Below are 12,803 nucleotides of genomic sequence, written 5' to 3'. Positions count from 1 at the left end.
ACATGCAGCAGATGTGCAGCCTCATGCGGCCCGGTCAGATTCCAGTCCCTCCTTGCAGACGTCCGAGCAGTTCCCGATGCCGCTCGATCTCGTCTTCCATCAACGTCCTGGCGAGCGCTCTCAGCGGCTCTCCGCCCTCAAGATCGGGTACAATCTCCGTGATGAAATGGTGCAGTATGGGAACCGAACGCCGCAGGATCGCCGGCTCGGGGATTTCCGGCATGACGAACTCGGCGAGAATTTCATCGAGCGATTTGCCGCCGGTACCTGCCGATGGTCCGTTGAAAGCCTCTGTTTCAAGCCCTTCGGCACCGGAGGTGGAGTTTGCGCCCTTCGCCTTGCGCCGGTTGATGCCATTCAGACGCCGGCGTTCGATCGGTTGTGCGGGCGACGCGTCCGCATCCCGGCCGATCGATTCCGGTCTTGCGTCGAAACGTGGCCCATCAACGCGGCGGCTCACTGGTATTTCAGCGCGACCGTGGCGCCGCCCTTGGTCAGCACAAGCGCGGTCTGGCCGATCTCCTTGATCGTCCAGCCGTCATTCGTGAAAGCGCCTTCGTGATACCGTGTTCCATCCCCGGCGATTACATAGGGCCGTTCGCCGTACCAGATTGCCTGCAAGGTGAGGCGCGGCGGTTGCGCGGCATCGCCAACGGCGATGTTCGAAACAAGCGGCACTTGACCGAATTTCTGGTCGAACCACAAACGGACTTCGGTCCAGGTACCTGATTGCGCATTGGGTATCGTGCCCGATACGACAAGACGTTCAGACGAGCGTCCGACGGCAACGGTCTCCAGACCAGATTGTGCGAGGCGCGCTGTCAATTCAGCCTGCGCTGCCGCCAGATGTTCCGCGTCGGCGCCGTTTCCGGGAACGCTGCCCGTTACTTCGCCGTCGGCGAGCGCGAGGCTGGCTGGCTTGTCATCGGTCTTTGCGATGGACAGGCCATTGGCTGCGATGGAAATCGCAAAAACCGCGGCGATGAGAACACCCCCTGCTAGCAACGGGCGTCGCGGCAGCGACCATCGGCTCTTTGTGGGAGCAGGTCCCGTGAGGCGTAACTGTGCGTCGCCCAGCGAAATGCCGAGCGGCAGGCGGCGCCGGCAACCCTGACCCTTCCAGATGGTTTCGCCGCCGGCAAGTTCCAGGTCGCCGCCGATGGCTTCGATTTCAACCAGGTTACCCTTGCGGTGAAGCCTGGCGTGGAGCGCTGCGATTCCTGGATCCCTGAGGACGATATCCGAAGCGCCGTCCGAGCCGATCACATAGGATGGTTCGGTCAATTCCAGGCTGGCCCCATTGTGGAAACCGCGGGTGACGGCCAGCGTCGCGGGTTTGTCAGGGACCAGGCTTGTGGCACCGCTCGCAACGGCACGCAACGCAAGCTTGCCTGCGCCACCTTCAAGCTTTCGGGTCGAGTGAGCGCTCATGCTTTTCAACCTCCTGCCAAAACGATTTCACATTTCGGCCGGCACGATAGTCACGCGCCGGGAAACAGCACGCCGCCGGCAACCTCCGGCGGCGCGGAATAGGCGATAAACCTTGCGCCTCAGGCCTTTTCGGCCGACTGGCCAAGCGTCCTGGCGGTGCTCATCAACATGTCGTGCTGGGACTTGGCGATCTCTTTGTTGATCTCCAGGCCGAACATCCGCTCCTGCTGCTTGATCATCTTGTCCAGGTTCTGCTCCGGACTTCCGCCGTTGACGGGAGGGGTAGTGGTCATGACTGTCTCCTTGAGGAACCATTCCACGCAATCGTGACAGCCCGGCGTAATGGACTCTCTTTAGATTGCCGCTCAAACTTAGTGCAGCGCCGCGGAAATAGAAAGTCCATTTGGAATGCGTAAATCACGAAAATTCCAACTGTTGCATTGTCGGCGGGCTGCAGGTAAAATTCGAACCGGGCAAATTGGGGTTTAGGAAATGGAAAAAGGTCCTTTGTCGGAACTGCTCGTGGAGCGATTCGAAACGATGCCGCCGCAGCTGCAGGTTGCGGCACGTTTTGTGCTTGACGACCCTCAGGGCGTCGCCTTGATGTCCATGCGCAAGCAGGCCAGTCAGGCGGGTGTATCGCACAGCACCATGATGCGGCTGGCGCGCTGGCTTGGCCTCGACGGCTACGAGGATATACGCAGCCTGTACGCTCGCGCCCTGCGTGAGCGCGGTGCAGGCGAGGGCGCGCGCGCCAACCCGTTGCCGCAACAGGATCCGGATTACCCGGCGGCTGGTATCGCGGCGGATACGCTCGCCGCTCAGATCGCCAGTCTCGGCGAATATGGCAGTGCCATGCAGTTTCTGGCAGCCGCCAAGCTGATTGCCGGGTCGACGACCATTTTTGGTTTGGGCTTCGGACCCTCGCGTTCGGTCGCCAGCCATTTCGTGCAGACGATTTCGCCGCTCCTCGGCGAGGACCGCAAGGCCGTGCTCGTGGCTGGCGCCGAGGCACTGCTGGATGCCAAGGTTGGCGATGTCGTGCTCGTCGTCGGGTCCGCGCCCTACGAACGCGCTACCATCGATTTTGCCCGTCAGTCCGCAAGCCAGGGCGCGGCGGTACTGGCCATTACCGACAGCAGCGTCTCTCCGCTGGCGCGCATGGCGCGCGAGACAATCGTGGTGACATCGAATTCAAGTTCGTTTTTCCCAAGCATGGTGCCGGCATTCGCCGCGGTTGAAATCCTGGTCGCTCTGGCCACCCCGCTGACCGATGTCGACGCCGTCGAGAAATTCAAACAGTCGCAAGAGCAGCTCGCTGCCTTCGGCGTCTATTGGAAGGCCGCTCGCTAGCATTCTTCCTGGGTGCTTATCGGACGGACCTTCGGCCAGCCCCCAAAGGGCGAAGCACATTGCGGAGGTCGTTCACGTGGTTCGTCCGATAATGCCGAAGCTGAACCCCGCGCCAAGGGTCGATCCTAAAGCCAATGCAGCGCAGATCGCGCAGTTGGAAGCCCAGGCCGCCCAGCTCAGAGAACAGATCAGGCTTGCCAACAAGATGGGCGAGCGTGAATGGGCGGCCAGCGCGCGCCAGGAGCTTGATCAGGTCACCGGCAAGCTCGATGCCTTGCAGCAACCCGATGCGACGCCTGCCAACGGAAACGTTCCCGCCAATGCTGGAACACCGAGCAATGGCGCAGGCGCTCAGCCTGCGCTCTACACTCAGCCGACGACTTTGGCCTTTGCTCCCGTCAAGTTGAACACCGGCACGCCCGAAAAGGATCCCGCCGCGGATATGACGGCCCACAGCATCATCGACGATGTGAAAAAGGGCAAAAGCATCAACAAGATCGCGTCAGAACGAGGGATGACGAACGAGCAGGTGCTTGCCGCGATAAGGGCGGGTAACAACCTGGAAGTCACTGTCACCGATCCGACCAGCAACAATGGCGATGTCCAGACGACGGTGATCAGGGACACCAGCGATCCCAGGAACCAAAAGACAGTCACGCTCCATTACGACTATCAGCACGACACCTACTACGCGGCCGTGCAGGATGGGTCGGCCGCGCCTGCGGAAACGCCGGTCAGGGACGGCCTCGGCCGCAAGCAGACCAGCGACTACGATCCCAAAACGGGGGCGATGACCACCCGCTACGAAGACGATCTCGGTTCCGGCGTCGTCACGGAACGGACATCGCTTCCAAATGGCGCGTCGGTAGAAACGGTGACGCCGAAGGGTGGGTCTGCTCTGCCTGTCACCACCGTGACCGGACCTGACGGGAAGAAGACCGTTCTTGCGCCAACCCAGGATCCCGGAGGTGCCACCACAAAAGGCATTCAGGACGATCTCGCCAAGGGCAAGAGCATCGACCAGATCGCGAAAGACCGGGGCCTGACCAAGGAACAGGTGATCGCCGAATTGCAGGGGGCCGGTTATCAGGTCAAGACCGGAGATCCAAAGAGCGACAATGGCGACGTCCAGTCGGTGGAACTTGCCGATCCGCATACGGGTGAGAAGATCGTTTATTACAACGACTATCAGCACGACGCACGCACTGTCGTCACCACGAAAGGCGACACCGAAACCACGGTATCGGAAGACGGCAATGGCAAGACGAGCAATACCACCCGCCACACCAAGACGGGTGAGGCCACAACGACCATCGTCGACCCGAAGGCTGGAACAGAGATCAAGATCGTTACCGACAAGGATGGCCGCGTCACCAAGACGACCACCGAAAAGGTCAATGATGGCAAGCCGATCGACTACGAAGTCAAGCCGGACGACAACCTCACCCTTATCGCGCAGAAACATGGCGTGACGCTGGATGAGCTGAGGAAAACCAATCCGGAGCTTTTCGATACGTCCCGCGATCCGAACCTCGTCCGTCCCGGCGAAAAGATCAGGATCGAGAATGGCACGCGCACGACCGTGGAGGTTACGGCCAATGGCTATACGCTGACCACGAAGCCAGACGGCAGCGTGACCCTGCACAACAACACCACCGGAACGGACCTGAAGATCGACGTTGGAACCACACAGGAGGCACTGGCTCGTACCCTGTTGGCCGTGAACCCGAACAGCAGCGATCCAGCGGAGGCGAAGGAAGGTCAGGTCGTCAAATCCTTTGTCGAAGGTATATTGGCTGGACAGACGTTGCCCAGCCTCATCGAGGACGCCAAACAGGCCGGATTAGACAAGGCCGCGCTGATGAAAACGTACGGGGCTGGCATCCTCGCGTCTCCAAAGCTCGACGGTCAGAACCGTGTTGTCGACCCGTTTGGCGACCCGCCCCGCGGCAAGGCTCCCTCCGGTGGCAATTGGGTACCGATGAAGGTTGACGGCGCGTGGACGTGGGTCGACCCGCAGGTTGCCCAGGCCATCATCAAGGAGAACATCGCGCTGTCCCGCATCACGGAGACGCGCGCCCTGGCCGGCCAGGGCATGTCACAGTTCAACGTCTACATGCTTGATCCTGCCTACAAGGACGCGGTCAAGGGTGCGCAGGGCATCATCAACGAGGCGCTGGCTCCTTACGGTCTCGAATGGACGCCCGAGAAGCCGGAAGGCACGCTTGCCGATGCGCAAAACAAGCTGACGCAGGCCAACAATCTGCTCAAGAACGCGCAGGACGCCCGTGGCGAATACGAGCGCGCCGGACAAATTCTCACACAGGCAATCAATGACCAGAGCCAGCTGAAACCGATCAGCGACCCGAATGCGCCCGCCGCGTCCGCTCTGGGTCAGCCAAGCCCCAACCGCCAGACCGAATATGCCGAAGGCATTGCCGCTCACGCGGCTGTCGATAAATTGTTCGGAGAGGCCGGACTGCATCTAAGCAAGGGCGACAAGCTGACGATCGACTTCCTGGTCGGTCAAGCGGATCTGAACGGTATGCCGAAAGATTCGCAACAATACAAAGATCTCAAAACATTACAGGGAACAGCCGATAAACAGTTCGAGCTGGCAGGGGCCTATCAAGGTTATTTCGACGCTCATGCGAGAGCGATGGATGTGGGAGCTCGGCAGACCGATCTCGAACAACGGCTGCTTGCCGAATATGGCAGCAACAACCAGTATCTTTTTGAGCCAGGGAAAAAGCATAGCCGAATCAATGGAGACTATCTCGGCCTTTACCAGTCACAGGAGTTACAGGTTCGAGATGGTCAGCTTTGGGTCGTCAACCATTTCGAAAAAGGTACGACCGAGCAGCAGCTCACTTTTGAGCTCGGCAACAAGAACGTTCGCAGCAAATACAAAAATCGGCAGCTCAACAAGGATTGGCAGCAGCTTCTTTCCGGCAACAACTTCGACGTCCCGATGTGCACGGCAAACGGGTTGCAGTCGCTGAAGGTAAGCGAGGCCGAGGCGGCAAAAAATCTGAACGATATTCTCAACAAGCAGTTAGGCGACAGCATCAAGGATCTTGGTACCAAGCTGACCACGCTGCAGACAAACTTCGACAATCTATTCAAGCAACACGGGCCTGGGTCCGTCGATGTTCCCGCCGGAACCTTGCCGGATGGCGTACAGCCTGTCGAGATCGACCTCGGCGGCGGGCGTAAGATCAAGGTCGCGCCGGAAGTTGCCGCACAGTTCGATAAAGTCGGCTTGGACGCACTCACCCAAAGCGGCAAAGCGGTCTGGATCGATCTCGACACCAGCGACAAGGAAGCAAGCGGACGTTGGGTTGATCCCAGCTTGGCCGTTGCCAAATTGGTCCTTGAAGCGACGCAACAGCAAAAGACTCAGGCCGAGGAACTGCGCCGTCAGGTTGAGGGCTTCAGCGACTATCACAATATGCGCCTCAGCGATCCTTCGCTGATGGTGGATCGCAACACCGGGATCGACCGTAGCTATCTCGACAAGCACCAGCAGGAGGCGCTCGACGGTAACTATCAGCCGAAATTCCAACAATTATTCGCAAAAGGTTTTGACAACACATTCCACGAACGGCGCGGTTCCGGGCTGGATGACACGGTGGCCAATAGCTTGGGCATCGACCGCTCCACGAAGGAAGGTCGCGACGCTGTCAGCAAGATCACGAAAGAAATCCGCGATATCGGCGGAGACACCCCAAAAGTACGCGCGGTGCCGCTGTTCTATGTCGATGACAAGGTCGGCACACAGCAGGTCATCCTTTTTGCCGTCCAAGAAGGTGGGGGCACGCGTTATGTCGACGTGACGGGTAAGTCGTTCGCCAATCTTGGCGACTTCCAGGACAACAACGCGCAGTTCGGCGAAGACGGCAAGCTCGTCGCGCCGAAGAACCTGCAAATGAAACCCGGCAGCGACGGCAAGTTCGAGCTCGAGGTCGTCAAGTCGCGTAACTTCTCGGTCTGGGAAAAGGCAGTCGATCCGCTTGTCGGTATCGGGACTGGCATCGCCACAATCTTGTCATTCACGCCCGCCGCCCCGGTGGCCGCCCCTCTCGCTTACGCGGGTGCAGCCTATCTCGGCACCAGAGCAGTCATCAATCAGGTGAACCATCTGGATCATGGCGGCGAATGGGGCGATACGGAATCGCTCATTAACATCGCCAGTGTTGCGACCACCGTTTTGCCGATGGCCTCCAGTGGTCTTCGCACGGTCGGCATGGCCGGGAAGGAATTGACCGCCATGCAAGCCTTCCGCGGCAGTATCGGTGCAACCCGGTCAGGCTCCGCGATCTCGGCGGAAACCCGTTCCTTCATGCAAACCTCTTCCGGTCTCAACAAGACCGCCTGGGGCATGGATGTGGGAGCGGTGGTCGTGGGCACGCCACTTCTCGCAACGTCGGGCTACGACCTTCTCACCAACTGGAATCAGATGACGGACCTCCAGCGCGCGAACGCGCTGACTGGTTTCTTCACCGGTGTCGTCGGCACGGGCCTCGGCCTACATGGCCTGCGCACCCTGCGACCCGGCACGGATCAAGGTTTCAACACAAACGGTGGTGCCAATCAGCCACCGCCGCGGGGCGGTGGTGCCAATCAGCCACCGCCGTGGGGCGGTGGTGGCGGGCCGCGTCAATCGCCACCCGCGCTGGAGGCAGGTCCGTCCGGAAAACCGATGAACGTCCATGAAATGGGCGCGGACGGAGTCTATCGACCGACGGGCGAGCAGGTTTTCCACGACCCAAGCCATCCTGTGATCCCCGGGGAAGTGGTTCCGCCAAAGAAGACTCGAGGAGACGCCTCGACGACAGGGGCAGGCCGCACTCCACACGAATCGCAGCCGACCGTTACCGCCAAAGACCCGGTCGATCCGGTCGGCAAGCCGACGAAAGGGCCAGCCGGTGGCGATCCGATCATCGTGCCGAACAAGCCGGTCACCACGGATGGTCCGGTGCATCTGGTATGGAATCCGGAAACGCGCAGCTTTAGCGGCATGCCGGAAAGGGACACCGGCGGTTACACCTATACCAGCGGCAAGGACGAGCGGACGCCATCAGCCTATCTCGATGGCCTGACCAACGAGCAACTGCTGCATCGGTACGAGACCGAAAAAAGCTACTATTCGAGCCGCGAAATGGCTGACCGCTACGGACCGGATGGCGTCTATGTGCCGCGGACTCCGATCCGGGACGTATTGCCGGACCTGCGTGTCGGGGTGACGTTCCGCACACGCCTCAATACCGGACAGGCGTTCGGTATCGGTTCACCGACCGTAGCCGCCATCGGTTTTGGTGTTGGCACCAAGACGGATTTCGGCGCCATTGGCTGGTCGATCGTCGACAGTTTCAGTCAGCGTAGTCTCACGCCGCTCAAGGATGCCTTGAGCACGCAGGGCGTCGTTTCCTACCGCGCCCGCGAATACAGGAACATCACCGCGCTGCAGGCCGGTGTCTGGCCGGTCTCCAAGCAAACGGCCCTGCCGGTTCGCGCCAGCGATCTCTCGGGCAAGGCAAGCGAGGGCATTTTCAACGACAAGGCCGGCTATGAGGCCAAGCCGTTCGATGCCGCCATCGTCGGAAAGACACCGGACGGCGAGGGCACGGTCATTGAAATGACTTACTCCCCATCGCTCAAGGGGACAGAGGTGACGCTTGCACCTGGCCAGCACGACTTCTTCGGTGTGCCCGCCGAAAACAATGCCGGCCACGTCAGATTGGAGGGCGCATTGCCCTTCGGCCGCGTGATGACGGAGACCAAAGCCGGCCTGCGGCTGCCGATCGTCGCAAATCATGTCGGCATGGTCGATAAATTTCCACGCGTCGGCATCGAGATGCGACCGGAACTACCGGTCAAGGACACGCTACAAAAAGGCGATATCGTCTCCAAACAGACCTATGACCAAATCCAGTCAGCCCTCGGATCGACGGTCTTGAAGATCCAGTTCGTGGTCAAGGATCCGGCGAAAGCCGGCGAGCTCGTCACCGCGGTTGGGCAAGGCAACGGCATTCAGGCGATCCGCGATCTTGTCAAGGCCGGCCAGATCGACCCTTCCAACACGGTTTCATACGCCGACGAACCGACGATAAGCGGGCTGCGGCTCTCTGCCGTTCCGGGCAAGACTCCTAGTGCTGACATCGTCCTTCTGACCGGCGAGAAGGTGCGGGTTCTCAATCCGGAAGCGATGCTGGTCGATATCATCTTCAACGATCGAAACGGGCTGCCCGGGGTGCTCGGGACAAATCCCGACAAAATCGCGACCTCGCTGACCTACAAGGTGAAATCGACGGTCAAATCGTGGCTGCCGGCTCGCGTCCGGCCGGACGGCACACCACAGCCACGCTACATGCCGAGTGCCGGAAACATCTACAAGAACCTCTATGGGGCGGATGGCACGCCGGCGACACGGTACACCGTTTCGCTCTCGACACCGCAGTTGCCGGCGGGGGCACTGGCATTCAGCGCCGAAGTCAGGTTCCAGTACAAGTCGAGCTCGCCCAAGGCCGCGCGTTCCATCGCGAAGGACGAAACGGCTCAGGTGACATTCAAAACTGCCGACGGGCAGAGCGAGGAACTGACCGTACCAGCCTGGATCGCTCGCGCCGTCGAGCCGTCGCGCGACGGCGCTGCTACCGGCATTCCGAAGGGCGGGAAGAAATCCCTCGATCAGTTCCTCGACCAACTGGAAACGACAGCGCGCCCCGATCAAATGGCGGCGATAGCGCAATTCCGTGGCGAATTCGGTCGATCCATCGTCGACGGCGGTTTCATGCGCCAGAATGTTGCCGACGGCCTCATGACGCTGCTTTCCTCGCAGGTCGGACGACGCAACAGCGGCCCGATGCAGATCCGGGACGAGAACGGTCACTTTATCACGGCGACCCGCTTCGGGCCGCTGCCAAAGAGTGCCGAGAGCGTCTATGTGCCACCGGCGGACGGTCCGCAGGCGCGCGGCGACGAGCCGGACTTGATGCACAAGTCGCATATCTTCTTCCGCGATCCGGAAACCGGCGAAGCCTATGTCCTGCCCTGGACGCGCGGCGCTTCGGAGGACCATGTTCCGAGCGGCACGGGACGGCCTGAAGGGGAGGCGATGCCGCCTGAGGCTGCGCCGGCCAGGAAGGCGCTGGAGGCCGCACCGCCGACCACCTTCTCATTGCAGCAGATCCGCAATATGCGGCAGCCGGAGAAATGGAAGGCAGGCGAAGTCTACACGCGCGAACTGAACGGCTCGCTCGGTGAGGTACATTTCCCCGTCCAGGCCAATCCAACCGGGCCGCACCCCGTCTTCGGCGACGGCGGCCGGTATGTGGATGCCCCCGTTTTCAAGAACCCGGACGTCATCGAGGCGATCGAAGTCAAGACGTACCACCGTTGGACCACCATCAAGGGTGTCGCGCAGATGCGCGAGGTGCCTTTGACACCGAAGTTGCAGGAGCAGATCAACAAGGACGTGGCGCTGCGCAACGAGAACCCGAAGTGCCAGCCGCGCTGGGTTTTCCTCGATGCGCCGCCTTCGGCGGAACTCCAGGGCGCGCTGGATCAAGCCGGCATCGTCGGCAACATCTTCGGGCACAACAAACCAGCAGCAGCCGTCGAAACGCCTCGAACCATCGAACTCAAGGACAAGGACGGCGAAGTCATCGTTGCGGCCATGCTGGGGACCGAACCCAGAGGCCCAGAGCAGGTCTACATACCGCCGGTCGACGGGCCGCGACTGGCGGCCGATGCTCCCGAAACCCTCAGCAAGACGCATATCCTGGTTTACGACCCCGACAGTGGCGAACCCGTTGTCCTGCCCTGGATTCGCGGCGCCTCGGAAGAACACGTGCCGGATGGTACCCAGTCACCGCCCCCCGGGTCCGCTTCGAACAGCGGACCGCATAGCCGAGACGCTGTGCGGGCGATCCCGCTCGAGCAGGTCCAGAATCTCAACATGGCGGAGTTCCAGCCAACGCAGATTCCCTGGCTGAAGCCTGAGCAGGTAGCCGCGTTGACCGAACAGCAGTTCCACAACCTGGATCGGGCTGGCTTGCTCCCGTACCTGACCAAGAGCCAGTTGCGGGGGATCCCGAAGGCGAAGACAAGCTTCCTGAATATCGCAGGTCTCGACGAAAGACAGATTCCATGGGTAACCAAAGGTCAGGTCAGCAACATGACCGGGCAGCAGTTCGTGGATCTAGGCGTCGCTGGCCTTACGCATCACCTGATCAAGCCGCAGGTGCAGGCGATAAAGGGGGACACGATCGAATTCGTCGATGTGTCCACGCTGGAGAACCGCCAGATCCAGTGGTTCAAGCCAGGCCAGGTTGCGAAATTCACGTCGCCGCAATTCGAAAGGCTGGGAGAAACAGGATTGTTGAAGAATCTCGGCGAGCGCCAGGTTCAGGCTATCCCCGAGACGATGGTCGGCTTCCTGAATATGACAAAATTCGATCCGAAACAGGTGCCGTGGCTTACCGAAAAGCAGATTCCGGCGCTGACCCGCGATCAGTGGGGCGGTTTCACCATTCATCATACCGAAGCATTGACACAGCCGCAGATTGAAGCGGTGACGGCCAAGCAGTTCGAGGAAATGAGCCCCGGCCAGTTCCGCAAGTTCACGCTCGAGCAGTTCGAGTGGATGGGCGTTGACCAGACCAATGCGCTCTCGGTCCTGCAGCTGACGACGTTCCGAGCGACCCACAAGAAGTCGATGACACCGGAGCAGCGCGTCCTCGTCGACAGCGCGTTGGCTTATTCACGAACCAAGGAATACAAGACCGCTCTCGAGACTTTCGGCGCCATGGCTAGCACATCCTACACCTTGTGGAGCACGTTGCCGCCGACGTGGACCGCGACGGCGGGAGCCGTCTCGTTCGGCGTGCGCGGCCTTGTTTTCGGAACGCAAGCCATATTCCCCAACGCGACCGCGGCCCACAAACCATTCGGGCGGTTCCTCAACGCGCTGGGCGGGGCCACATTCATTGCCGCGGCACCAGGTGCAGCGACTGGCCTGGTGCAGGGTAAGGATCTTGTCGTCAACAGCACTTTCACGCTGGGCAATATGGTCTACGGCACCAAGTCGATGCTGCAGTCCTTCACCGGCAGGCCAGTGATCCGGAATCTGGCCGAATATCTGGCTGGCCCGGGATATGTGCTTGGCTGCGCCGTCTATACGGTCAACTCCTGGCCGGCACCGATCGCGACCGTAGCCGGGGCGATGTTCACATTCGGCTGCGCCGAGTTCTGGGCATCGGCGATCAGGACGGATCGGGTCAACAGCCGTTCGGTGCCGCGCGCCGATGCGGAAACCGCGGCGGCGGAAAAATCCGACAAGAAGTGGGCCGCGTGGGACCGGTGGACCCTTGGCATCACCTTCGGCGTCGGCATGCTGCTCTTCTCGCTGGATGCCCTGCTTGGCGAACCGTGGAATGCCGCGAAGCCCCCTCCGATCCCCGATCCGGAAAAATCGGACGACAAATCAGGGGTAGACGGCAAGCAGCCCGGTGATGGCACCGACAAGCCGGATCCTGGAACAAAGGAACCGCCGCAGACCTTCCCACAGCTTGTCGTTCTCGCCGATGATGGTCTGAACCTGCGTGCCCAGCCAAGCGGCAGCGCCGCGGTTGTAACCGTGCTGCAGCCGGGCAGCTTCGTCGAGCAGACTGCAAAGCCGTCGACCGACAGTACAGGAACGACGTGGCTTCCCGTTGAAGGTTACGGACCTGACGGCAAGATGCATACCGGCTGGGTTTCAGGCGATCTGGTGAAGGCTCATCCCGATGGCGCCAGCACTCCAGATGGCCGCACCAATCCCAAACTGGAGCAGAGCGGTTACCGCTGGGTGGACGTGAAAAGCGGCGACAGCATCCGACTCATTGCCACGACCAATTCGACGAACGTCGCCGATACCGTGGTGCTTAACATGGATCATATCCTGAGCCCGGACATAATCTTTGCCGGCGACCGCATCTATCTTCCGACCGCAACGGTCGGCTGATCGGGGTAAGGCG

5 protein-coding genes are annotated in these 12,803 nt (G+C 60.7%); 2 read left to right on the top strand and 3 right to left on the bottom strand.

Translation table 11 applies throughout. The annotated features are described in order from the left end of the window. Positions 1-34: 34 nt before the first annotated feature. From AB4136_RS04355 to AB4136_RS04345, 3 genes are all read right to left on the bottom strand, one after another. Positions 35-460: a hypothetical protein gene (locus AB4136_RS04355; protein WP_065997515.1), complete on the bottom strand. Its 426-nt coding sequence runs from the start codon at positions 458-460 to the stop codon at positions 35-37. Further along, complete coding sequence (locus tag AB4136_RS04350; RefSeq protein ID WP_065997513.1) at positions 457-1,431, bottom strand: SctD/MshK family protein; 975 nt, start codon at positions 1,429-1,431, stop codon at positions 457-459. The genes AB4136_RS04355 and AB4136_RS04350 overlap by 4 nt, the downstream gene beginning before the upstream one ends. Positions 1,432-1,550: 119 nt before the next feature. Further along, positions 1,551-1,724, bottom strand: coding sequence for a hypothetical protein (locus AB4136_RS04345; RefSeq protein ID WP_167523843.1), 174 nt, complete (start codon positions 1,722-1,724; stop codon positions 1,551-1,553). A gap of 229 nt (positions 1,725-1,953) precedes the next feature. Between AB4136_RS04345 and AB4136_RS04340 the strand changes: the two genes are divergently transcribed. Beyond that, positions 1,954-2,784: a MurR/RpiR family transcriptional regulator gene (locus AB4136_RS04340; protein WP_307418909.1), complete on the top strand. Its 831-nt coding sequence runs from the start codon at positions 1,954-1,956 to the stop codon at positions 2,782-2,784. Between the two features lie 91 nt (positions 2,785-2,875). Then, positions 2,876-12,790 (top strand): LysM peptidoglycan-binding domain-containing protein, encoded by a 9,915-nt coding sequence (locus AB4136_RS04335; protein ID WP_137901748.1) that lies wholly within the window; start codon positions 2,876-2,878, stop codon positions 12,788-12,790. The last annotated feature ends 13 nt before the right edge of the window (positions 12,791-12,803 follow it).

The sequence above is a fragment of the Mesorhizobium sp. 2RAF21 genome, assembly GCF_052115345.1.
Lineage (GTDB): Bacteria > Pseudomonadota > Alphaproteobacteria > Rhizobiales > Rhizobiaceae > Mesorhizobium > Mesorhizobium terrae.
This window is presented reverse-complemented; position numbering and strand designations above follow the sequence as displayed.

Bases quoted from the DNA above. Each gene is read 5' to 3' on its own strand.
- AB4136_RS04335 (WP_137901748.1), top strand. From the start codon at position 2,876: ATGCCGAAGCTGAACCCCGCGCCAAGGGTCGATCCTAAAGCCAATGCA.
- AB4136_RS04350 (WP_065997513.1), bottom strand. From the start codon at position 1,431: ATGAGCGCTCACTCGACCCGAAAGCTTGAAGGTGGCGCAGGCAAGCTT.
- AB4136_RS04345 (WP_167523843.1), bottom strand. From the start codon at position 1,724: ATGACCACTACCCCTCCCGTCAACGGCGGAAGTCCGGAGCAGAACCTG.